Origin of the sequence: Epibacterium sp. Ofav1-8, assembly GCF_022348185.1 — a bacterium.
Taxonomy (GTDB): Bacteria; Pseudomonadota; Alphaproteobacteria; order Rhodobacterales; family Rhodobacteraceae; genus Epibacterium.
Genome location: NZ_JAKRFD010000002.1, coordinates 454,609 through 475,662 on the forward strand (window position 1 = coordinate 454,609; position 21,054 = coordinate 475,662).

Annotated in this window: 24 protein-coding genes; 23 read left to right on the top strand and 1 reads right to left on the bottom strand. The window is 60.7% G+C overall.

Annotated features, from left to right (window positions below; all coding sequences use genetic code 11):
• The first annotated feature begins 5 nt into the window (after positions 1 to 5).
• The 5 genes from pstC to phoB are packed head-to-tail and all read left to right on the top strand — an operon-like array spanning position 6 to position 5,036.
• The gene (pstC, locus tag MHM97_RS04965; protein WP_239320198.1) at positions 6 to 1,478 is read left to right on the top strand and encodes a phosphate ABC transporter permease subunit PstC; all 1,473 of its coding nucleotides are present in this window, start codon (positions 6 to 8) and stop codon (positions 1,476 to 1,478) included.
• Positions 1,475 to 2,803: a phosphate ABC transporter permease PstA gene (gene pstA, locus MHM97_RS04970; RefSeq protein ID WP_239320201.1), complete on the top strand. Its 1,329-nt coding sequence runs from the start codon at positions 1,475 to 1,477 to the stop codon at positions 2,801 to 2,803. Before pstC ends, pstA begins: the two co-directional genes overlap by 4 nt.
• A 14-nt stretch (positions 2,804 to 2,817) precedes the next feature.
• Entirely contained in the window at positions 2,818 to 3,615 is a 798-nt protein-coding gene (gene pstB / locus MHM97_RS04975) for a phosphate ABC transporter ATP-binding protein PstB (RefSeq protein WP_239320203.1), read from the top strand.
• A 17-nt stretch (positions 3,616 to 3,632) separates the two neighbouring features.
• Complete coding sequence (phoU, locus tag MHM97_RS04980) at positions 3,633 to 4,343, top strand: phosphate signaling complex protein PhoU (protein WP_239320205.1); 711 nt, start codon at positions 3,633 to 3,635, stop codon at positions 4,341 to 4,343.
• Positions 4,344 to 4,346: 3 nt separating this feature from the next.
• Complete coding sequence (gene phoB, locus MHM97_RS04985; RefSeq protein WP_239320207.1) at positions 4,347 to 5,036, top strand: phosphate regulon transcriptional regulator PhoB; 690 nt, start codon at positions 4,347 to 4,349, stop codon at positions 5,034 to 5,036.
• A 50-nt stretch (positions 5,037 to 5,086) separates the two neighbouring features.
• On the opposite strand, the gene MHM97_RS04990 is transcribed toward phoB, so the two are convergent.
• A complete protein-coding gene (locus MHM97_RS04990; RefSeq protein ID WP_239320209.1) occupies positions 5,087 to 5,998 on the bottom strand; it encodes a LysR family transcriptional regulator in 912 nt (303 codons plus the stop codon).
• A 94-nt stretch (positions 5,999 to 6,092) separates the two neighbouring features.
• On the opposite strand from MHM97_RS04990, the gene MHM97_RS04995 reads away from it, so the two are divergent.
• The 18 genes from MHM97_RS04995 (at position 6,093) to MHM97_RS05075 (ending at position 21,036) form a co-directional block, all read left to right on the top strand.
• Positions 6,093 to 7,316, top strand: coding sequence for an acyl-CoA dehydrogenase (locus MHM97_RS04995; RefSeq protein WP_239320211.1), 1,224 nt, complete (start codon positions 6,093 to 6,095; stop codon positions 7,314 to 7,316).
• A gap of 928 nt (positions 7,317 to 8,244) precedes the next feature.
• Positions 8,245 to 9,216, top strand: coding sequence for a TAXI family TRAP transporter solute-binding subunit (locus MHM97_RS05000; RefSeq protein ID WP_239320213.1), 972 nt, complete (start codon positions 8,245 to 8,247; stop codon positions 9,214 to 9,216).
• A 107-nt stretch (positions 9,217 to 9,323) separates the two neighbouring features.
• Positions 9,324 to 11,924: a TRAP transporter permease gene (locus MHM97_RS05005; protein WP_239320214.1), complete on the top strand. Its 2,601-nt coding sequence runs from the start codon at positions 9,324 to 9,326 to the stop codon at positions 11,922 to 11,924.
• Positions 11,921 to 12,352 carry a universal stress protein gene (locus MHM97_RS05010; protein WP_239320216.1) on the top strand — a complete coding sequence of 144 codons (432 nt, stop codon included), beginning with the start codon at positions 11,921 to 11,923 and terminating at the stop codon, positions 12,350 to 12,352. Before MHM97_RS05005 ends, MHM97_RS05010 begins: the two co-directional genes overlap by 4 nt.
• 304 nt (positions 12,353 to 12,656) lie before the next feature.
• Positions 12,657 to 12,851 carry an HTH domain-containing protein gene (locus tag MHM97_RS05015; protein ID WP_239320218.1) on the top strand — a complete coding sequence of 65 codons (195 nt, stop codon included), beginning with the start codon at positions 12,657 to 12,659 and terminating at the stop codon, positions 12,849 to 12,851.
• On the top strand, positions 12,844 to 13,449 hold the full coding sequence (locus tag MHM97_RS05020) for a hypothetical protein (RefSeq protein WP_239320220.1): 606 nt from the start codon (positions 12,844 to 12,846) through the stop codon (positions 13,447 to 13,449). Before MHM97_RS05015 ends, MHM97_RS05020 begins: the two co-directional genes overlap by 8 nt.
• A gap of 638 nt (positions 13,450 to 14,087) precedes the next feature.
• Positions 14,088 to 14,264, top strand: a complete 177-nt coding sequence (locus MHM97_RS05025) for a hypothetical protein (protein ID WP_239320223.1) — start codon at positions 14,088 to 14,090, stop codon at positions 14,262 to 14,264.
• Complete coding sequence (locus tag MHM97_RS05030; RefSeq protein WP_239320226.1) at positions 14,261 to 14,626, top strand: zinc ribbon domain-containing protein; 366 nt, start codon at positions 14,261 to 14,263, stop codon at positions 14,624 to 14,626. Before MHM97_RS05025 ends, MHM97_RS05030 begins: the two co-directional genes overlap by 4 nt.
• Positions 14,623 to 15,246, top strand: a complete 624-nt coding sequence (locus MHM97_RS05035) for a hypothetical protein (protein WP_239320229.1) — start codon at positions 14,623 to 14,625, stop codon at positions 15,244 to 15,246. The genes MHM97_RS05030 and MHM97_RS05035 overlap by 4 nt, the downstream gene beginning before the upstream one ends.
• Positions 15,243 to 15,953 carry a helicase HerA domain-containing protein gene (locus tag MHM97_RS05040; protein ID WP_239320232.1) on the top strand — a complete coding sequence of 237 codons (711 nt, stop codon included), beginning with the start codon at positions 15,243 to 15,245 and terminating at the stop codon, positions 15,951 to 15,953. Before MHM97_RS05035 ends, MHM97_RS05040 begins: the two co-directional genes overlap by 4 nt.
• A gap of 102 nt (positions 15,954 to 16,055) precedes the next feature.
• Positions 16,056 to 16,211 (top strand): hypothetical protein, encoded by a 156-nt coding sequence (locus tag MHM97_RS05045; protein ID WP_239320234.1) that lies wholly within the window; start codon positions 16,056 to 16,058, stop codon positions 16,209 to 16,211.
• Entirely contained in the window at positions 16,204 to 16,332 is a 129-nt protein-coding gene (locus MHM97_RS22710; RefSeq protein WP_255729313.1) for a hypothetical protein, read from the top strand. The genes MHM97_RS05045 and MHM97_RS22710 overlap by 8 nt, the downstream gene beginning before the upstream one ends.
• A 12-nt stretch (positions 16,333 to 16,344) precedes the next feature.
• On the top strand, positions 16,345 to 17,151 hold the full coding sequence (locus tag MHM97_RS05050; RefSeq protein ID WP_239320236.1) for a major capsid protein P2: 807 nt from the start codon (positions 16,345 to 16,347) through the stop codon (positions 17,149 to 17,151).
• A gap of 48 nt (positions 17,152 to 17,199) precedes the next feature.
• Positions 17,200 to 17,589 carry a hypothetical protein gene (locus MHM97_RS05055; RefSeq protein ID WP_239320237.1) on the top strand — a complete coding sequence of 130 codons (390 nt, stop codon included), beginning with the start codon at positions 17,200 to 17,202 and terminating at the stop codon, positions 17,587 to 17,589.
• A gap of 178 nt (positions 17,590 to 17,767) precedes the next feature.
• The gene (locus MHM97_RS05060) at positions 17,768 to 18,202 is read left to right on the top strand and encodes a hypothetical protein (RefSeq protein WP_239320238.1); all 435 of its coding nucleotides are present in this window, start codon (positions 17,768 to 17,770) and stop codon (positions 18,200 to 18,202) included.
• Positions 18,189 to 18,587 carry a hypothetical protein gene (locus tag MHM97_RS05065; protein ID WP_239320240.1) on the top strand — a complete coding sequence of 133 codons (399 nt, stop codon included), beginning with the start codon at positions 18,189 to 18,191 and terminating at the stop codon, positions 18,585 to 18,587. Before MHM97_RS05060 ends, MHM97_RS05065 begins: the two co-directional genes overlap by 14 nt.
• On the top strand, positions 18,584 to 19,171 hold the full coding sequence (locus tag MHM97_RS05070) for a hypothetical protein (protein WP_239320242.1): 588 nt from the start codon (positions 18,584 to 18,586) through the stop codon (positions 19,169 to 19,171). The genes MHM97_RS05065 and MHM97_RS05070 overlap by 4 nt, the downstream gene beginning before the upstream one ends.
• 2 nt (positions 19,172 to 19,173) lie before the next feature.
• Positions 19,174 to 21,036, top strand: coding sequence for a collagen-like triple helix repeat-containing protein (locus MHM97_RS05075; RefSeq protein ID WP_239320244.1), 1,863 nt, complete (start codon positions 19,174 to 19,176; stop codon positions 21,034 to 21,036).
• The last annotated feature ends 18 nt before the right edge of the window (positions 21,037 to 21,054 follow it).

Here is a 21,054-nt window from a genome sequence, read left to right on the forward strand (position 1 = left end):
TTACGATGCCACTTTTCTGGCTGATCTTGATCGTGCTCGTGATCGCGGCGGTGGGCTATATGCTCGGCCGATCGCGGGCGCTGGCCAATGCGGGGGGCGACAGCAGAGAGCTGCACTCGCTGCCGTCCTATTACGGCTGGAACGTGGCGCTCAAAGCTATGGTGCCCACCTTCGGGCTTTTGATCGTCTGGCTTCTGGCGCAACCGCTCTATGTCAACTCGGTGATCTCCGGCATGATCCCCGACAGTGCCATCGACGACGGCTCCTCGCGCGGGCTGGTGATGGCAGAGGTGCGCCGGGCGGCGACCGGTCTCGACAATGCGGTCGCGCAGGGGCTGATGGACGAGGACTTCGCCCGCAACGCCCGCGCCGATTTCACCGATGTGACCCAGCGCCTCAAGGATGCCGGGCAGATCGTGACAGCCGAGGTGACCCAGACCGTGCTGCGCGCCGCGCAGCGTTACCGGATCGTCAATTCCACCGGCTATCTGATCATGTCGATCGCGGCGATCGTGGTCGCGCTGGCGGGCACGCTGTTCGCCCTGCGTGAAACCCGCGCCCTGTTCCGCGCCCGCAACGTGGTTGAATTCGGCATCCACGCGCTGCTGGTGGCGGCCGCCTCGATCGCCATCCTGACCACGGTGGGCATCGTGCTGTCGCTGGTGTTCAACACCTGGGAGTTCTTCCGCCTCTATCCGGCAAGCGACTTCTTCTTCGGCCTCAACTGGGCGCCGAGCTTCTCTGGCCGCGGCGGGTCGTCCGACCTCGGCGTGCTGCCGCTGCTGTGGGGCACCTTCTACATCTCCATCGTGGCGCTGGCCGTGGCGGTGCCGATCGGCCTCTTTGCCGCGATCTACCTGTCGGAATACGCCAGCCCCCGGGTCCGTTCCGTGGCCAAGCCGCTGCTGGAGATCCTCGCCGGTATCCCGACCATCGTCTACGGTCTGTTTGCCTTGCTCACCGTTGGTCCGCTGCTGCTGAAAGTCTTTGGCGATGACGGGCTCGGCTGGATGCAGGCCGGCACCGCCGTGATGACCGCCGGTCTGGTGATGGGCATCATGCTCATTCCCTTTGTGTCCTCGCTGTCCGACGACATCATCAACGCGGTGCCGCAGGCGATGCGCGACGGCTCTTACGGGCTGGGTGCGACGCAATCGGAAACCATCCGCCAGGTGGTGATCCCGGCAGCACTGCCCGGCATCGTCGGCGCCATCCTGCTGGCGGCCTCGCGCGCCATCGGCGAGACCATGATCGTGGTGCTTGGGGCAGGGGCCGCGGCCCGGCTCAGTCTCAACCCCTTTGAGGCGATGACCACCGTCACCGCCAAGATCGTCAGCCAGTTGACCGGGGACGCCGACTTTGCCAGCCCCGAGGCGCTGGTCGCCTTCGCCCTCGGCATGACCCTCTTCGTGCTGACGCTGGGTCTCAACATCATCGCCCTCTACATCGTCCGCAAATACCGGGAGCAGTACGAATGACCGACGCAAGCATGGACAACCCGACCCCTGCACGCTCCAGGTCGCTGAGCCAGACCGACCCCAACACGCGCCGTCGCAACGCCGCAGAGAGACGTTTTCGCGCCTACGGTATGGCTGCGATCCTGGTCGGCCTGTTCTTCCTGACGGTGCTGTTCGTGTCGATCGTCCGCTCCGGCCTGCCGGCCTTTACCCGGACGGTGGTGACGGTGGACTTCACCCTCACCCAGGAGCAGATGGACGCCGCCGAAAGCGAATTGTTCAAGACCAAGGCCTATTCGAACCTGTTCATCGCCTCCCTCCAGGAGCAGCTGCAACAGCGCGGCATGACCGTGGAATTCGACGAGGCGGCGATCGAGCGCCTGCTCGGCAAGGTGGGCGGCACCCTGCGGGCCCACTACCAGGCGAACCCGGATGAGCTGAGCCAACCGGTGGCTTTTGAACTTGCGGCCTCCAGCCGGGTCGACGGCTACTTCAAGGGCCGGGTGCAACGCGAAACCCTGCAAGACAGCCGCTTCCTGCAATTGAGCGACCTCGATCTGGTCGATGCGCTGGAAGAGGCGGGCATCATCAAGCAAGCCTTCAGCTGGGCCTTTATCACGGGCGCCGACTCGGGCGTGGACAACCCCGGCGGGGCCGGGATCGGCGCCTCGGTTGTCGGCTCCTTCTTCATGATGCTGGTGGTTCTGGTGCTGTCGCTGCCGATCGGCGTTGCCGCGTCGATCTACCTGGAAGAGTTTGCACCGCAGAACCGCTTTACCGACCTGATCGAGGTGAACATCTCCAACCTCGCGGCGGTGCCGTCGATCGTGTTTGGTATCCTCGGCCTTGCGGTGTTCATCCAGTTCATGCATCTGCCGCAATCCGCGCCGCTGGTGGGGGGGCTGGTACTGTCGCTGATGACGCTGCCCACCATCATCATCTCCACCCGCGCGTCGCTGAAGGCGGTGCCGCCGTCGATCCGTGACGCGGCCCTCGGCGTGGGCGCATCGAAGATGCAGGCGGTGTTCCATCACGTGTTGCCGCTGGCCGCACCGGGTATCCTGACCGGCACCATCATCGGCCTCGCCCAGGCGCTTGGGGAAACCGCACCGCTGTTGCTGATCGGCATGGTCGGCTTTGTGGCCCGCGGCTATCCCGAAGGCTTTGTCGAAGGCTTCACCGAGCCGAACTCGGCCATGCCGGCCCAGATCTACACCTGGGCGGCGCGCGCGGATGTCAGCTTTTACGAAAAGGCCTGGGGTGGCATCATCATCCTGCTTGCCTTCCTCTTGACCATGAACATCATCGCCATCATCCTGCGCCGTCGCTTCGAGCGTCGCTGGTAAGGGGAGTATTTCAAATGAACGACATGACAGCAGTGGATAAGACCGTGGAAACTCAACGTACCAAGATCGCCGCGCAAAACGTCAACGTCTATTACGGCGACAGCCACGCCATCAAGGACGTCAACGTGGAAATCGAAGACAAGACCGTGACCGCCTTTATCGGCCCGTCCGGCTGCGGCAAGTCGACCTTTCTGCGGTGCCTGAACCGGATGAACGACACCATCGACATCTGCCGGGTGACCGGGGATATCCTGCTCGAAGGCGAAGACATCTACGCCAAGAGCGTCGACCCGGTGCAGCTGCGGGCGCAGGTGGGGATGGTGTTCCAGAAGCCGAACCCGTTCCCCAAATCGATCTATGACAACGTCGCATATGGTCCGCGTATCCACGGGATGGCCAAATCCAAATCAGACCTGGACGACATCGTCGAGAAATCCCTGCGCCGCGGCGCCATCTGGGATGAGGTCAAGGACCGTCTTCATGCGCCCGGCACCGGCCTGTCCGGTGGTCAGCAACAGCGTCTGTGCATTGCCCGCGCCGTTGCCACCGAACCCGAGGTGCTGCTGATGGACGAGCCGTGCTCCGCACTGGACCCGATCGCCACCGCGCAGGTGGAGGAGCTAATCGACGAGCTGCGCGAGAACTATTCGGTCGTGATCGTGACCCACTCGATGCAACAGGCGGCGCGCGTCAGCCAGAAGACCGCCTTCTTCCACCTCGGCAACCTGGTGGAATTCGGTCCCACCGGTCAGATCTTTACCAACCCCGAAGATCCGCGCACCGAAAGCTACATCACCGGCCGTATCGGCTAAGGCAGAGAGACAGTCTCATGGAAGAACAACATATCGCATCCGCCTTTGACCGGGATCTCGAAGCGATTCAGGCCCGGATCATGAAGATGGGTGGCCTCGTGGAGGCTGCCATCATGGAAGCCGCCCGGGCCCTGGAAACCCGTGACGAGGAACTGGCCGCCCAGGTGGTCAAGGCCGACGCCGCCATCGACGGTCTCGAAGAGATGATCAACGAGGACGCCGCCCGGGTGATCGCCATTCGCGCCCCAGCGGCGGTGGACCTGCGCGTGGTGCTCAGCGTCATGAAGATCTCCGGCCATCTCGAACGCATCGGCGACTATGCCAAGAACATGGCAAAGCGCACTGGCGTGCTGGCCCAGAGCCCGGCCGTGGCCGACAGCGCCGCCGCCCTGCGTCGCATGGCCCGCGAAGTGGAACTGATGCTGAAGGATGCGCTGGACAGCTATATCCAGCGTGACGTGGAACTGGCCCAGGATGTCATCGACCGCGACCGCGATGTCGATCAGATGTACAATGCGCTGTTTCGCGAATTCCTGACCCATATGATGGAAGATCCGCGCAACATCACCTCCTGCATGCATCTGCATTTCATCGCCAAGAACATCGAACGCATGGGCGACCACGTGACCGCCATGGCAGAGCAGGTGGTCTATCTCGTGACCGGCAACAAGCCGGAAGAAGAGCGCGCGAAGGCGGACACCACCTCTATTTCGACCCAGGAGGTCTAAGCCATGGCAGTCGATCAGCCCACAGTTCTGGTCGTCGAAGACGAACTGGCACAGCGCGAAGTGCTGGCCTACAACCTGGAGGCCGACGGCTTTCGGGTGATCAAGGCGGAAAACGGTGAGGAAGCCCTGCTTCTGGTCGAGGAAGACATGCCCGACATCATCGTTCTGGACTGGATGATGCCCAATCTGACCGGGATCGAAGTCTGTCGCCGCCTGAAGACCCGCAACGAGACCCGTGGCATTCCGATCATCATGCTGTCGGCCCGCTCCGAGGAGGTCGACAAGGTCCGCGGCCTGGAAACCGGCGCCGATGATTATGTGGTCAAACCCTATTCGGTGATCGAACTGATGGCCCGGGTGCGCACCCAGCTGCGGCGGGTGCGCCCCGCCACCGTCGGCATGCGGCTGGAATTCGACGACATCATCCTGGATGCCGAAACCCACAAGGTCAGCCGTGCCGAACAGCCGTTGAAACTGGGCCCGACCGAGTTTCGCCTGCTGTCCACCTTCATGGAGAAACCGGGCCGGGTCTGGAGCCGGGAACAGCTCTTGGATCGGGTTTGGGGGCGCGACATCTATGTGGATACCCGGACCGTGGACGTCCACATCGGTCGGCTGCGCAAGGCCCTGACCCAGCACGGCGGTGAGGACCCGGTCCGCACGGTGCGCGGTGCGGGCTATGCCCTAGGATGATCTTCATCCGTCAGAACCCTGAAAGATAACATCTTTTCTGGATTTTAAACCTAGCGGGGCAGGGGGTCTTCGGGCTGCGCCTGCCCTGCAAGCCATTCGCGGAACTGCAACAGCCCCGGGTGGCGCGCTCTGGTGATCGGCCACACCAGATAATAGGCGCCACCGATGTCTTCGGCCTTGGGGTGCAAAGCCACAAGCCGGCCGGTCGCTAGATCCTGCTCCACCAGATAATCCGGCATCAGGGCGGCCCCGAGCCCGTGCAGCGCCGCCTGATTGATGGTGGAGAACTGGTCATGGAGCGTCCCGGTGAGGGCGGCCTCGGTCTCCACCCCGTGGCGCGCGAACCAATCGGCCCAGGCCCGTGGCCGGGTCTGGATATGCAACAGCGGCAGGTTCAGCAGATCCGCCGGTTCTGTCACCTGCCTCCGCCGCAGCAACTCTGGCGCGCAGACCGGCAGGAGCTGTTCGTGCTTCAACAGCAGCGCCTGCGTTCCGGGCCAATCGGCCTGACCAAAATGGATCGCTGCATCAAAGGCTTCGGTGGCGAAGTTGAAGGGCGCCAGACGGGTGGACATATTGATGGTCACATCCGGATGGCGCCGCGAGAATTCCGGCAACCGGGGCATCAGCCATCGCATGCCAAAGGCCGGCAGGATCGCAAGGTTCAGACTGCCCGCCAGCGGTGCGGACTGCACCTGAAGCGTGGCATTTGCAATCCGGTCCAGCGCGTGCCGCAGCTCGTCCGCATAGGCGGCGGCATCGGGCGTCAGGGTCAAGGCCTTTCCGTCCCGAACCACCAGATCCACCCCCAGCTGACGTTCCAGCGCCTGCAACTGGCGACTGACCGCGCCTTGCGTCAAAGACAGCTCTGTGGCCGCCGCGGAGGCGCTGCCGAGACGGTCGAGCGCTTCGAGCGCACGCAACGAAGCAATGGAAGGCAAGAAGCGGCGAGGCACAGACATGTATGATCTTTTGTCATAGGTGATTGCCAAAGTCTCGCTGTTTTTCGTCGCGGCGCGCGCTTAAGATGTCGTCAACATTTTATTGGAGGTCCCGATGCTGGATGAAAAACCGACCCTTCGCGCAAAAGACGCCCCCGACCTTGGCCAGTTCAGCTGGGAGGATCCGCTGCGTCTGAGCGATCAGCTGACCGAAGATGAACGCATGATCGAGGCGTCCGCTCGGGCCTACGCACAGGAAAAACTGCAAAGCCGCGTGACCGAGGCCTATGAGACCGAACAGACCGACCCTGAGATCTTCCGCGAGATGGGCGAGATGGGGCTCTTGGGCACCACCATCCCGGAGGAATATGGCGGCCTCGGTGGTGGTTACGTGTCCTACGGGCTGGTTGCGCGCGAAGTGGAACGCGTCGACAGCGGCTATCGCTCGATGATGTCGGTGCAAAGCTCGCTGGTGATGTATCCGATCTACGCCTATGGCAGCGAAGAGCAGCGGCAGAAATACCTCCCGAAGCTGGCGTCTGGCGAGTGGATCGGCTGTTTTGGCCTGACCGAACCCGATGCGGGCTCGGACCCGGCGGGCATGAAAACCCGCGCCGAGAAAACCGAAGGCGGTTACCGCCTGACGGGGTCCAAGATGTGGATCTCCAACGCGCCGATCGCGGATGTCTTTGTGGTCTGGGCCAAATCCGAAGCGCATGGCGGCAAGATCCGCGGCTTTGTATTGGACAAGGGCACCAAAGGGTTGTCGGCCCCCAAGATCCGACAGAAGATGTCGCTGCGCGCCTCCATCACCGGCGAGATTGTCCTGGATGGTGTCGAGGTTGGCGAAGAGGCGCTGCTGCCGCATGTCGAAGGTCTGAAAGGTCCGTTTGGCTGCCTGAACCGGGCGCGGTACGGCATCAGCTGGGGCGTCATGGGCGCGGCCGAAGCCTGCTGGCATGCCGCCCGTCAATACGGCCTTGATCGTCACCAGTTTGGTCGCCCTCTGGCAAACACGCAGCTGTTCCAGCTGAAACTGGCCAATATGCAGACGGAGATCGCCCTTGGTTTGCAAGCCTCGCTGCGGGTGGGGCGCCTGATGGATGAGGCCAATGCCGCGCCGGAGATGATCTCTATCGTGAAGCGCAACAACTGCGGCAAGGCGCTGGAAATCGCGCGCCACGCGCGCGACATGCATGGCGGCAACGGCATCAGCCTGGAGTTCCAGGTGATCCGCCACATGATGAACCTCGAGACGGTGAACACCTACGAGGGCACCCATGATGTGCATGCGCTGATCCTCGGGCGCGCGCAGACCGGCTTGCAGGCGTTTTTCTAAACCTTAATGCTGCGCATTACTGCAAAACCGCCCATGCATTTATGCAAGGGCGGTTATTTTGCGGGGATTCCCCTGCGCCGACCACCGACACCGGAGGCGCGGCATGGCGCCTGTGGTGTGTACCCCTTAAGGGTCTGATTAACGCTTGGCGACGAAACACTTAGAAGCACGACGGGAGCTGTTAAGCTTTCTAAAGCGCGAGCCACAGGCTTTGCAAAAACGACTGACCTAGCTCAGCGAGAAGACCACCAAAGGCGTACATACGCAAATATCGTTTTCAGCGCTGCTTTGGCCACCCGTCTGGCAGATCCGCAAGGAGGCACGCAGAGCAAGCCACAATTTCAAATGTAAATCACTTAACACGCCCTGCATTTTCACCACTTCGCAGGGCGATCCACGCGGCGCGCACCCTCAAAAGTCCAAAACTCGACCCAATTCACACCTCAACGGCACTCCTATCAGCATGCCGGTGCGGCGTCCGTCGGCAGTGACACCACAAGCGGGCAGGGGCGAGGGAAGTCTTCAGGACCACGACAGCAGCGCTGCCCAGGTTCCGGCTCTTGAGACCCGTCAGATCCATGCATGTAACGCATGGAAGCGAGGTCAGGGAGGTCCAGTTCCCAAAACTGAGATCATTTCTGAATTTTTCACCCCTGCAAAAATGCTGGTTGCATCTAAACTGGGCACTCATCACTCTGAGGGAAGACAGGTGGCGAAACTGCGGTGATCAACCTGGCATCTAGCCGTCGCGCGCTTTTGGGCCTGATGGGGCGAGCCACAGAGGGCAGATCCTGCAGCAGCACTCCACCCCTCGGATGATCAGGAAAAGCATGCGCATGTGCTTTGACTGTAAAATTAACTTGTAGCGGCATTCCCCGCATATTATCGGCACAACGACCGATTTCCGTTTTAATCAGGGAGAGAACTTATGGTCCTAAAACAAACACTTCTCGCATCCGCTGCAACCGTGGCACTGGGCTTTTCCGGCGCGGCCTCCGCAGCCGAACAGCAGTTTATCACCATCGGGACCGGCGGTGTGACAGGCGTGTACTACCCCACGGGCGGCGCGATCTGCCGGCTGGTCAACAAAGACCGCAAGGAACACGGCATTCGCTGCTCTGTGGAATCCACCGGCGGCTCTGTCTATAACACCCGCACCATCCGCCAGGGCGAACTGGAATTCGGCGTGGTTCAATCCGACGTCCAGAAAGCCGGCCTTGAAGGCACCGGCGCATTTGAATCCGATGGCGCATTCGAGGGGCTGCGGGCACTGTTCTCCGTGCACCCGGAACCGATGCACCTGATGGCCCGCGCAGACGCCGACATCGCATCGGTCGCAGACCTCAAGGGCAAGAAGGTCAATATTGCAAACCCCGGCTCCGGCACCCGCGTGCTGGCGGAAACCCTGATGCAGTATTCCGGCCTGACCAAGGATGATTTTGCCCTCGCCGCAGAGCTGAAATCCTCCGAGCAATCCGCTGCGCTGTGTGACGGCAAGATCGAGGCAACGATCTGGGCCGCGGGTCTGCCCAATGGGTCCAGCCAGGAGGCCACCTCCTCCTGTGACGTGAAGATCATCCCCTTGGATGGTGAGAACATTGAAACTCTTCTGTCCGAGAACTCTGCCTATGCGGCCGCGACCATTCCCGGCGGGATGTATCCCGGCAATGCGGATGACATTCCGTCCTGGGGCCCCAAGGCAACCTTCGTGACCTCTGCTGACGTTGCGGATGAGGTGGTCTATGCCGTGGTGAGCGCGGTGTTCGAAAACTTCGACGACTTCAAGAAACTGCACCCGGCCTTCGCGCGCCTGAGCGAAGAGGAAATGGTCAACGATGCCCTATCGGCAGACCTGCATCCGGGCGCGCTGAAATACTATCAAGAGCGCGGCTGGAAGTGACCTCATCACTTCTGATGTGAAATCAAAGGCTTTCGCCCCTGACCTCAGGTGGCGGGAGCCCTTTTTCGTTAAAAGCAAGAGTGCATAACAAACCGGGTGGGGACACGATGACGGAAAACCAAAGCGCCGCGGATCAGGACGACCGCACGCTGGATGACTTTGTAGCAGACAGCGACACGGGCGGGCGATTGCCCAAGGACAGGTTCGGGCGGAACGCGCTGTGGTACATTCCGCTTGTCTGGTCGCTATACCAGTTGTGGATCGCCTCTCCGCTGCCGTTCATTCTCGGCGTTGGGGTCTGGAATGACACGCAAACACGGGCCATTCACCTTGGCTTTGCGGTTTTGCTGGCCTTTATTGCCTTCCCCGGATTGAAATCCAGCCCACGCCATCACATCCCGATCACAACCTGGGCCATTGCTGCGGTGGGGGCGCTCAGTGCGTCCTATCTGTTCTATGCCTATGCCGGGGTGGCGGCGCGATCCGGCGCCCCGAACCAGACCGACGTCATCGTGTCGGTGATCGGCCTGATCCTGCTGCTGGAAGCGGCCCGACGCAGCCTCGGTTTTCCCCTAATGGGCGTGGCGCTGTTCTTCCTCGCCTATGTCTTCTTCGGCTCGTCTCCGTGGTTGCCGGAGGTGGTGCAGTGGAAGGGCGCATCCATCAACAAGGCGATGAGCCACATGTGGCTCACCACCGAGGGCGTGTTTGGTGTCGCGCTTGGTGTTTCTTCCGGTTTTGTCTTTCTTTTTGTGCTGTTCGGCGCGCTTCTTAATCAGGCCGGGGCAGGGAACTACTTTCTGAAACTGGCCTTTGCAGCCCTGGGTCACCTGCGTGGTGGCCCAGCAAAGGCCGCCGTGATCGGGTCTGCTGCGACCGGGCTGATCTCCGGCTCGTCCATCGCAAATGTGGTTACGACAGGCACCTTCACCATCCCGCTGATGAAACGTGTGGGCTTTCCGGCGACCAAGGCCGGTGCGATCGAAGTGTCCTCCTCGATCAATGGCGTGCTGACGCCACCGGTGATGGGGGCCGTGGCCTTCCTGATGACCGAATATGTCGGCATTCCTTATGTCGAGGTTGTGAAGACCGCCATCATCCCGGCGGCGATCTCCTACATTGCGCTGGTCTATATCGTGCATCTCGAAGCGCTGAAAATGGGCATGACAGGGAGCAGCCGCATGAACCCGATCAAGTTCTTCTTGGGTGCGATCTTCACCATTGCCATCTCCATCGTGATTGGCGGAGGAACACTCTGGCTCTGCGGGGTGATCGTCAATGCGCTTGAAGGCGTCGCCGGCGGGGCCAGCACATGGCTGATCGTGCTCATCATGGCCGTGCTCTATGTTCTAGCCTTGCGTGTCGCCGCCGCAGAGGAGGACCTGGAGCTGAGCATAGAGTCGATGCAGGATCTGCCGCCCGCGCGTGAAATCTTCAAGACCGGCATTCACTACATCATGCCGATCCTCTTGCTGATGTATCTCCTGATGATCGAACGGAAATCTCCGGGGTTGTCGGCGTTCTGGTCCTCGGTCGCGATGCTGGTCATCCTGGCGACGCAAAATCCGATCAAGGCCATGTTCCGCGGCCAGGATCATGCGATGTCCGAGTTTAAACAGGGTGTTGCAGACATCTTTGAAGGTTTGATCATCGGTGCGCGCAACATGATCGGTCTGGCCTGCGCCATGGGTGTGGCCGGCATTATCGTCGGCGCGGTGACCCTGACAGGTATCGGGCAGGTGATGGCGGAATTCGTCGAGTTCCTCTCCGGCGGCAACGTGCTGGCGATGTTGTTCTTTGTCGCGCTGATTTCCATCGTGCTGGGGATGGGCCTGCCGACCACTGCAAACTACATCGTCGTCAGTTCCTTGATGGCGGGTGTTGTGGTCGAACTCGGCGCGCAGAACGGCCTGATCGTGCCGTTGGTCGCGGTCCATATGTTCGTGTTCTATTTCGGCATCATGGCGGATGTGACGCCGCCGGTGGGGCTGGCCAGCTTTGCCGCCGCCGCGATTTCCAAAGGCGATCCGCTGCGGACCGGTTTTCAGGCGTTTTTCTATTCCATCCGGACTGCGCTGCTGCCGTTCCTGTTCATCTTCAACACCGATCTGCTGCTGATTGATGTGGGACCGGTGCAGGCGATCTTTGTATTCCTGGTGGCGATGATCGCGATGCTGCTGTTTGCGGCTTCGACGATGAATTATTTCCTCGTGAAATCAAAGCTCTGGGAGAGTGCGCTGCTGTTGCTTGTGGCATTTACGTTGTTCCGCCCAGGGTTCTTCCTGGACCAGATCCAGCCGGCGTTCGAGACACGTCCGGGCTCGGCTGTCTTTCAGATGGCCGAGAGGGTCGAAGATGGTGGAACCTTGCGCGTGCGTCTCAAGGGGGAAAGCCTCGAAGGCGATATGGTCGATGCCCGCTTCCTGCTACCGCTTGGTCCCAAGGGGGCTGATGGACGAACCCGGCTCTATGACGGAGCAGGCATCGAGTTTCGCGAGGAAAGTGATAGGATCTACGTGGACAGTCTGAACTTTGGCGGTCCAGCAGAACAACTCGGCATCGACTTCGACTGGGAACTCGTTGAAATGGAAGTTGAATCGGACCGTTTGCCCAAAGAAGTCTTCTATATTCCGGCGTTCCTGGTCCTGGCATTCATCGTGGCGCTACAGCTTGGCCGGAAGCGCAAAGAGGAAGGAATGGCCCAATGACCAAACATATACTCTGTGCGGTGGACCTGACGCATATGGATACTGAGGTGACGCTCTTGCAACGGGCTGCCGAGCTTGCGACGTTCTACGGGGCCACGCTGAGCGTGGTCACCGTGGTACCGGACTATGGCATGAGTATCGTCGGATCGTTCTTCAAGGAGGGCACGATGAAGGCGGCGGTGAAGGAAGCGGACAAGCAGCTGCATGCCTTTGTGAAGACCCATGTTCCGGACATGAAGAACGTCCAGCATATCGTTGAAGTCGGGGCAAACGTCTATGAGATGATCCTCGACGCGATCAAACGCGCTGACGCAGACCTTGTGGTCATGGGCGCGCATAAGCCGGAGCTGATGGACCGGTTGCAAGGTCCAAACTCTGCAAGGGTGGCACGGTATGCCAAATGCTCGGTGCTGATCGTTCGGGACTGACATCCAGCGGGTCAGAATAGGAAAAGCGCGCTCCAAATCAGGGCGCGCTTTTTTAGTATGAGGGCGCGTCAGCACCCATGATGAAGATGTATGTGAAGTCTTATAATCAGTAATATGAATGCGATTAAATCGGTATATTTTAAAGGGAGATATAATCCCCGCCCGATAAGCTCCATCACGGCTTCGTCTCACGTCCTAACTACAAAAGCAGCGGCGTTCGAGGGGGCGGGGGTAAGGCGGACCCTACGCGAATCTGTTTACCCGATCAAAGTAAGCAAATCAACGGCTTCTTTGGGGTGGTGACATGGCGCGCGGAAAAGGGATCACGCGTGAGGAGGATCACGTCATTCGCCTGGGCCTGCAACGAGGCCGGTCAGCTGGAGACATTGCCAACTTTCTAGGGCGGTCGCGGCAAGCAATCTATCAGCGCATCAAACGAATGGAGGAAACCGGCGAGATCCATCAGCTTTGTCTCGACATGGGGCAGTTCGATGAGTGAACCGGAATTTGGACTTACTCAGAAGGAGAGGCGGGACGCATATGCCTTCAAAAAGCATGCACTTGAGGTAGCGCTTATTGGCGGATCAGCGCTCGCGGTTTACAGGGTTCTGCTCGATCACATGAACTGGCGCACGCGTACCAGTTTTTGCTGTCGAAAAGAACTGTGCAAGAAGATCAAACGATCACCACGAACGTTAGATGACGCCCTCAAACTCCTGCGCAATACAGGCCACATTGAGGCCATAGCTTACCCAAACGGCGGGCGAGGAATGTCACCTGTATATCGGTTTAAGCGTGCCGAGCTGCTACGCAACCAAAGAGCGAAAACCCCCGAAGAAACCTACGCACACGAAAACAACCAAGAGGAGCAAACCTCCGAAGAAACCTACGCAAAAACCCCCGCAGAAACTGCGTACCCAATATCATCAGAATATAAGAAGGACGCGCCTAGTCGGCGCGACGTTGATAAATTGCCTGATGGCAGGCGTCAGACGGAAAACAGGCTGCTTAGTGAGTGGACCCGATTGCACGGTTACGCCCGGGCGCGGGTGATGCTGGAACAATGGATTGCAGAGCAAGACGCAGCAGCCTGTTAGGCCAGCGTTGCACCCAAGGGAGGGCGCTGCGCGCCCGCTGAGAAATGAGGAAGGTGGAATTTTCGGCCCTGATCGCTTGATTGCGACCGGGGCCGCTCTTTTGCGAACGGGGGCGGAACGGGGGGCAAACGGGGGAGGAACAACGCATGCGATTCGCGGAATTTGACGGTGCCTTGACGGGCAGGGGAGCCATATTTTGCACGTACCGTATACGTAGGGAATTGCAGCCTGATTTTTGACTCAAAATCAAAAGCTTAGTAAAAAGAAAACGCGGCCAGAATGAACTGACCGCGCTTCTTTCAAACCATGGGTCGCTGTTGTCGCAGCTTCCCACAAAACAGGATATCCACATGAAGGATATAGCACTCTGCGCTGTCGGCGCAATGGTCATCTATAGGCTCGTGAAGATGGGCACTCGCGTTCAGGAACTCGAACAGGCAAACACATTCCTTCGGGGGAATATTGAAGCCACCAGATCGAAACTTGAACGGCACTTGCTGGATAGCAAACCAGCGTAATCAGGAGGCCTCGCAAATTGCGGGGCCTTTGCTTTTCTCGCATCAGCGTTGATTTTTTGGCCATTCCCTGAATCTATAGTTGCATTCGCAACAGTTGCAGAAGGGACGGACATGCAACCAATGAAGGGAAGGGCCGAGGATCTACACCGTCGCGCCCAAGAGCTGCGCAAGGCCGGGGCCTTGGCGCAGATGACGCAGGGGCCGCAGCTGGTCGAAGAGACCGGGGCTTTTATGGTCGAACTGGCGGCGCGCCTGGACGCGATCACGCCATATCTGGATGAGGGGACAGCACCATGAGCTATAACGCCCAATTTCAGGTTCCCGCGCAAACTGTGCTGGGCATGGCCTCTTGCGAGTGCTGCGGTCGGGTCGTGCGGATCAAAGCGAACAAGACCGGCGGCGCTTACTACATGTGCACCCATGCCGACGAAGAGGGTATCGGCTGCAACCATCAGCAGCGGTGGGGCCAGCGGGTGAGCTGGGCCTTGCGCAAAGCCTACCGCGAGGCGGGCGAGAACCCGGTCAAGGTCCGGCTTCCGCTCAAAATCGGCAATGAAAAGCCCGCTGCACCTGTCGCGGCAGATCCTGCGCCGGTCGCCAACACCAACACAGCGCCGCAGGAGCGGCCCGTACCGAGCCGGGGAGGGCTTTTCGGGTGACTGACACTGAATTTCACGTAGAGGGCATACAGCGCCCGGAAAACGGACCCTCCGTCGATTCTGAGGGGCAGGGTGCGGAGCATCTGACCACATTCCGCGCGTCGGAGCTGGATACCGAAGGTGGCGGCGCTGATGATGTGGTGCCCGTTGACACCGAAACGGGGGAGCCGCTGGACGCGCTGGATGAGGTCGAGCAGATCACCAAGGACGCGTTTTTTGTGGCGTTCCGGCACAGCTTCGGCCTGCCGGGTATGTTCCTGCCGCACTGGAAGCCGCTCGCAATCCATCCCGAGGAAACCGAAATCGCCCGCGATGCTTCAGACGCGATCTATGACCTGTTGCAGATCTACTATCCAGCGGCGCTTATGCCGCAGTCTGAGACGCTCGCGCTGCTGTCGCGCGCCGCGCCGTTTGTGATCGCCAAGGTGATGGTTGTTCGCATGATCCTTGAAGAGCGCCGCCTTGCGAAAATGGAAGCTGTCAACGAACCCAAGGGAGAAGCGAAAGGCGAGTTCCGCAGCCAGCGAAAGGCCGAGGCACCGGCAAACGCCAACACGCCACCGCCCGCCAACACAAACAGCCCGTTCGCCTGGGCCGATGAAGGAGGGCAGGCCGCATGAGTGCCACCAGCAACGCGCGCCGCATCGGCGTTTGGGGCCGGTCGGGATCGGGGAAATCCTCGTATGTGAAGCGGATGATAAAGGGGCAAAAGCGGCTGGTGATCTTCGATCCGCTGGCCGAGTACGGCCAAGCTTTGCACGTACGTACCGTAGAGCACCGCGCCCGCAACAGTCTGGATGATGTGCGGCAGGCGATGGTTGACGACTGGAACGGGTTCCGGGTGGCCTATGTCCCGCCCGCCGGGAAAGAGGCGGCGGCGCTGTCGGCGCTCTGCCGGTTGCTCTTCGCGGCGCAACAGCCGTTTAAGGACGGCAAGCGCGGGGCCAAAATGTTGACGCTGGTTGTCGAGGAAATGAACCTCAGTTTCCCGGTGGCCGGTGGCGCTCAGAAATGCCCCGGCTTTGCCGATGTGTGCAGCCGTGGGCGGCACTTTGGGATTGAGGTGATCGGCGTCAGTCAACGGATTGCCGAGGTCGCAACCCGGTTCCGCAACAACTGCGACGAAACTGTCGTTTTGGCACAGAAGGGGCCTCGCGACCTGGACGCCGCAGCCGCCGAGCTGGGCGGCGACAAAGGCGCGGTGAAGGGGCTGGCAAACCTTGAGTACATCCACGAGCGCCATGGCGTCCTTAAACGCGGCAAGATCACGTTTCCCAGAGCCGCGAACAGCCCGCGCAAACCCGGTACGAAGGGAAAAAGTGCCTAACCCCGCAAATCACAACGTACCGTAACGCTACGGTACGTTGTTTTTACTGCTCTGCGCCTCTTCGTTTAGCTGATCCCGTGGAACTTACACGGGGTAATCATCATGAAGGCAAGTGACCTTCTAAGCGCGTTTGCAGTGACGGTTGCAGGGGGCCTCGCGGTCTTCCTGATCCGCCGCCACCTTGAAGGCGACCCCGTTTCAATCGGTGGCCTCATTCCGAGCGCCGAAGAAGAAGCAGAAGGGGAAGTCTATGCTTAAGAAACAGGACGTGAAGAGCGTCGGTCTGGTGACGGTTGGCGTCATGCTGGCCGGGTTCGTAATGTACCAGCTTCGTGACGTGAGCGTGATCGCTCAGGCACGCGCTGGCTACGACATGTAATCGGGGGCGCACATGACACGCACCCTCAAGAAAATGCCGACGCCGCAGGGCATCGGGCCGGGTCAAGTGGCGTCCGTAAGCCTGCCGCTGGGCCTGACCTATGAGCGGCTCTATATCCGCATGAACGTGGATGGAACGCCGCGCGATGTGCCTGCCGCTGACTGGGGAACCTACATCGACGAAATCCGCCTGATGGTGGACGGTGAGAGCAAAATCCAGATCACCGCCGCAGATCTGGTCAAACTGAACCAGTACTACGGCCAAACGCTGGTTGCCGGTGTGCTGCCGCTGTTCCTGTCCCGCCCGTGGATGCGGACCATGAACGGCGAGGATCAAACCGGATACGGCACCGCTGGGGGCATGGCAGCCTTCACGCTGGAAATGGACCTGAAAACCGGGATCACCATCAACAGCCTGACGGTTTCCGCCGTGCAGTCGCCGGGGCGCGCTTTCGGGCCGCATCTGCGCATTCAGCGGTACATCCACAATCAGGGCGTGACCGGCGAGGCCGAAATCGCAGACATCGTGCGCGGTGGCTATGCGATGCTGGGTCTGCACGTCGCAACCAGTGCGATCACCACGGTGGAAGTGCACGCGGATAACCGCAAGGTGCACGAGTCGGACAAGCCCCTGCGTGCAGCCCATTACGGGGTCATCGAACGCGCCCCGCAGACCGGCTTTACGCACATCGACTTTTGCACGGAAAACCGTCTCGCCGAGGCCATGCCCATGGCCTTGCAGGACTTCCGCCTGAAGCTCGATTTCACCGCGACCGGCAACCACTCGATCTATGCGGAGAGCGTCCAGGGCGCTGTCTGATCGGGCAAGAGCGGGGGGATAGCCCCCCGCGCATCAGGAGGAAACAAAGTGTCGATTTCGGACTACTTTTCCAAAAAATACGGGTCGAGCGCAGGCGGCAACACCTATTCCTGGGGCAGCAAATACGGCTCCACGGACATTTATCGCCCAAGCATCGGGTCGCTCGATTTGGGCGTCCCTGTGATGGAAGCACCGCGCGGCAGCGTGACCGGGTCCATTGATGGCAGCTCGCCCTCCGTGGACTGGCTCAAGGGCCTGACCAGCGTTGTGCTGAACAACATGGGGTCGAAAGGTGATGGCGGCGGCGGTGGCGGCGGCGCGCAGGTCGTGCCTGTCGCTTATGGCTCCGGCGGCAATGGCGGCGGCATGAGCTGGGGCGTGATCGCCCTGGGCGCGGTTGCGGTCGGTGCCGTGATCTACGCGGCGTCGGGCAAGTAATGGCTGCGGGCGGACCTTTGCCACCGCTCTCCCTGTCCTCTGGTCCGGCAGTGTCCGAGGCCGGGGGGTCGGGCGGGCAGTCAACAACCGGGGCCTTTCACTTCAAGAGCGCGGCGGCAGAGACGTGGCAGGAAGTGGCGCGGCAGGCGTTGCCCTGGGCAATCGGGGGATTGGTCGTTTGGCTTGCACTCCGAAAGTGACCTTTGGCGCGGCGCGGTGGTCGCGGCGCGTCGAGCGGGTTTTGTCCCGCATTCCGGGTTCTGCCGAGTTCATGGCGGATTGGCGCGAGGGCGTCACAAGTGGCCGCTTGGCTCTGTGGTCGGTCCAGATCGACGGAGAGCCGCAAGGGGGGCTTGTGTGGGACGTTGAGGCCGATGGAGCGCTGACGGTGCTTGCAATGGCCTGTGACGGCTCACACGGCGCGTCTGTGGCGTCTGAGGTGGCGCGGGTCTTTGAAGGTATGGCCAAGCTGACCGGCGCGCCGCGCTTGCGCTTCTGGACCCGACGCCCCGGCCTGCGCCGCATGATGGCGGGGCAGGGGTACATAAACCGCGAAATCCGGCCCGGGCCGATGTGGAAACTCGAAAGGGACATGCTCGATGGGCAGCAGTAGCAGCAGCAGCAACCAGACCCAGAACGTGACCGAGGATCGCCGCGTTGCGACCGATGCAGGCAGCATCGGGGTTTCCGCGACGGGCGATGTTTCGGTGAATGTGGTGGCGGATGAGGCGTTCGAGCTGGGGGAGCAAGCTCTTGCCTTTGGGGAGGAGGCGCTTTGGACCGGCGGCGATGCATTGGACCGCGCGGCGGAGCTGGTTGAGGGCGCTTTGCATGCCCAGGACGAACACACGGCGCGGGTCACAAACACCCTCTCCACCGCGCTAAAAACCACGCAACAGATGGCAAAAACCGAGGAAGGGCAGATTTCCGAGCTGATCGTTAAGATCGGCATTCCGGCGGCTGCTTTGGCCTTCATCGCTTCAAAGGTGCTGAAATGAACAACAAAGCCCCGCAATATCAGGCAAACACGTGGACGGTTCCCGCTGGGGGCCGGTTGGAGGTGGCGCGTCAGGCCGAGTTTCTGATTTGCCTTGAAGCAACGGCACCCTTCAAAATCGCGTTCGACAACGGCACCGAAACCAATTTCGAACAGGGCCTGACGTTCACCGTCAAAAACCAGTTCAACCGGATTCGGATCTACAATCCGCACGCCCAGGACATCAGCGTCCGGCTGGGCTTTGGCCGGGGCGATGTGACTGACGCGCGCCTTGTGGTTTCGGGGTCGGTCGAGGTCGAGACCACCGCGCCGAGCGTGATCGACACAATCGACGTTTTCACGGTCGGAGCTGGCGCATCCGCTCTTGTCGACGGTGCGGATCTGCGACGTCAGGAGCTGGCGGTGCGCAACCTGTCCGATACGGACGACGTTTGGCTGCGCGGCGATGCAATGACCACGGCAGGCGGTCTTTTGTTGAAAGCGTCCGAGGGCGCTTTGCTCACTGCTTCGGCGGCGGTCTATGCCTACAACCCAAACGGCGCGGGCGTCGATCTGTCGGCCCTATCGATCCGTAAGGAGGTCTGAGAATGTCGCAGCTTATTTTGGTTGGGCCGCGCGGCCCGCAGGGCATTCCGGGCGATGACGGGCAGGATGGCGCACCGGGCGCACCGGGCGCAGACGGACACAATTTCGGCAGCGGCAATGCAATTTCGACCTATGCCGCGAATGCCGATCACGTCGGAGATATTTACTATCACGACAACGGCAACGTTTACCAAGTTGATGCTGTCGATACTTACTCAGTCATTGGAGAATGGCAGGGCGCACCGGGCGACAAAGGCGACAAAGGCGACAAGGGCGATCCGGGTAACGATGGTTCGCCTGGACTGGTCTCGCGGCCTTCCTCCTATGGTGCGTCCGAAGTCGGCACGCCTGCATCAAATGACACCGCATTCGCCAACATGGCGGCGGCGGTCGGTGTGGGGCTGGTGGATCTTGAGGGCAAGAGCTGGCCGGTGACTGCGGTGCCAAACCTGCCCGGTGCACGCAACGGCTTTTGGCGCGTGGCGAACTTCGATGAGGCGGCGACCGTTGACCTTCCGGCACCGGGTACGATTGACCGGCGCAGCGTCATGATCGAGGGCGGGCGTACCGCGCTTGGGTGGCCGCAGGGAACGCCTGACGCATACAACGGCGTTGCACACGTGGGCTATATGGCCGCGCCGGGTCATGAACCCGGCTCGATGGATTGGTCCGAGGTCATTTTGACCGAGAAGGGCCGCAATGCTGCGCGGTTCCGCTCTGGACAAGAACTTGGAATGACCGGCGAAATCGAGGTATTCGGCGCGACCATCCTGCCACCAGTGGATGCGACCGAAGGTCCGAAACGGGTCGCGCTGGCGTCCGATGGCACGATTTTGAACTTTCTGTACCGCGACCTTCCAGAATACAGTCAGGACACAGCAGGCGGCGCACTGGTGCAGGCAGAGGCTGCATGGCAAGTCGCGACTTTCGGCGGCGCCAGTTTGGGCGCACGGCTGCGCACTACCGTAAATAGCGCATATAGCGTGACGACAAGCGGCCTGCCGACGCTGGTCACATCCCCGAGCGTTTATGGGTCGAATGACGGTGAAAACGGCAACGTTTACTTCGGCTTCCATGGGCTGACCGGGTTCGCGAGGCCATGCATTGGCTTTGCAAATGGTACGCCGAAAGATGGTGACGGGACTATTGCTTGGGTCGGCAACATCGGCAATCTGAATGCCGGGGTTGAACCGTCTGTATGCTGGTACAAAAACGGCGGAAGCTCTCGCCTCTGCGGCTTCATCCGCTCCCAAGGCAGCTCGTATCCAATTCGGTTTTGGTCCATCGACGAGGCCGGGATTGACCAAGCACGCATTGAGAGCGCGGCCATTCAGGATTGCCCGTTCGGGAACGATTTTGCGACTTATAGCCCGATCAACTGCAAAATGCGGCCGCGCCGGAAAGGTGTTGTCTCCGGCTGGTTGCCTACGTGGGAAACCATCGACGGGGACCAAACCGACGAGCTGCATTTCGTGTTCACCGGGCGGCGCTCGATTGACGGGGGCCCCGGCGATGTGTGGCTCTATTGGGGCCGCGTAGCGCGCGGATCGGGTCACTTCGACAACATCTGGGATCGCGCGCAGATCATCCCGATCAAGCGGCTGTATTTCGCGAACAGCAACAACAACGACACCAGCAACCAAGTAGGGACGCCGGATCTGTGCTGGATCGACGCGAACACGCTGCTGTTGACCTTCACAAACGAACGTCCGGCGGTCGCTGCGGACTATGACGAAAGCTACCTTGAGTGCATGACAATCAGCCTCCGCGATACCTACGCGGACGCCGCAGAACGTGTGCTTTGGGATGATGGGGCAGAAGCCATGGCCGATGTGGTCAAGGCACCCGAATTTGTTGCTTATTGAGGGGGCATAAGATGGGAA

Bases quoted from the DNA above. Each gene is read 5' to 3' on its own strand.
- pstC (WP_239320198.1), top strand. From the start codon at position 6: ATGCCACTTTTCTGGCTGATCTTGATCGTGCTCGTGATCGCGGCGGTG.
- pstA (WP_239320201.1), top strand. From the start codon at position 1,475: ATGACCGACGCAAGCATGGACAACCCGACCCCTGCACGCTCCAGGTCG.
- pstB (WP_239320203.1), top strand. From the start codon at position 2,818: ATGAACGACATGACAGCAGTGGATAAGACCGTGGAAACTCAACGTACC.
- phoU (WP_239320205.1), top strand. From the start codon at position 3,633: ATGGAAGAACAACATATCGCATCCGCCTTTGACCGGGATCTCGAAGCG.
- phoB (WP_239320207.1), top strand. From the start codon at position 4,347: ATGGCAGTCGATCAGCCCACAGTTCTGGTCGTCGAAGACGAACTGGCA.
- MHM97_RS04990 (WP_239320209.1), bottom strand. From the start codon at position 5,998: ATGTCTGTGCCTCGCCGCTTCTTGCCTTCCATTGCTTCGTTGCGTGCG.
- MHM97_RS04995 (WP_239320211.1), top strand. From the start codon at position 6,093: ATGCTGGATGAAAAACCGACCCTTCGCGCAAAAGACGCCCCCGACCTT.
- MHM97_RS05000 (WP_239320213.1), top strand. From the start codon at position 8,245: ATGGTCCTAAAACAAACACTTCTCGCATCCGCTGCAACCGTGGCACTG.
- MHM97_RS05005 (WP_239320214.1), top strand. From the start codon at position 9,324: ATGACGGAAAACCAAAGCGCCGCGGATCAGGACGACCGCACGCTGGAT.
- MHM97_RS05010 (WP_239320216.1), top strand. From the start codon at position 11,921: ATGACCAAACATATACTCTGTGCGGTGGACCTGACGCATATGGATACT.
- MHM97_RS05015 (WP_239320218.1), top strand. From the start codon at position 12,657: ATGGCGCGCGGAAAAGGGATCACGCGTGAGGAGGATCACGTCATTCGC.
- MHM97_RS05020 (WP_239320220.1), top strand. From the start codon at position 12,844: ATGAGTGAACCGGAATTTGGACTTACTCAGAAGGAGAGGCGGGACGCA.
- MHM97_RS05025 (WP_239320223.1), top strand. From the start codon at position 14,088: ATGAAGGGAAGGGCCGAGGATCTACACCGTCGCGCCCAAGAGCTGCGC.
- MHM97_RS05030 (WP_239320226.1), top strand. From the start codon at position 14,261: ATGAGCTATAACGCCCAATTTCAGGTTCCCGCGCAAACTGTGCTGGGC.
- MHM97_RS05040 (WP_239320232.1), top strand. From the start codon at position 15,243: ATGAGTGCCACCAGCAACGCGCGCCGCATCGGCGTTTGGGGCCGGTCG.
- MHM97_RS05045 (WP_239320234.1), top strand. From the start codon at position 16,056: ATGAAGGCAAGTGACCTTCTAAGCGCGTTTGCAGTGACGGTTGCAGGG.
- MHM97_RS22710 (WP_255729313.1), top strand. From the start codon at position 16,204: ATGCTTAAGAAACAGGACGTGAAGAGCGTCGGTCTGGTGACGGTTGGC.
- MHM97_RS05050 (WP_239320236.1), top strand. From the start codon at position 16,345: ATGACACGCACCCTCAAGAAAATGCCGACGCCGCAGGGCATCGGGCCG.
- MHM97_RS05065 (WP_239320240.1), top strand. From the start codon at position 18,189: ATGGGCAGCAGTAGCAGCAGCAGCAACCAGACCCAGAACGTGACCGAG.
- MHM97_RS05070 (WP_239320242.1), top strand. From the start codon at position 18,584: ATGAACAACAAAGCCCCGCAATATCAGGCAAACACGTGGACGGTTCCC.
- MHM97_RS05075 (WP_239320244.1), top strand. From the start codon at position 19,174: ATGTCGCAGCTTATTTTGGTTGGGCCGCGCGGCCCGCAGGGCATTCCG.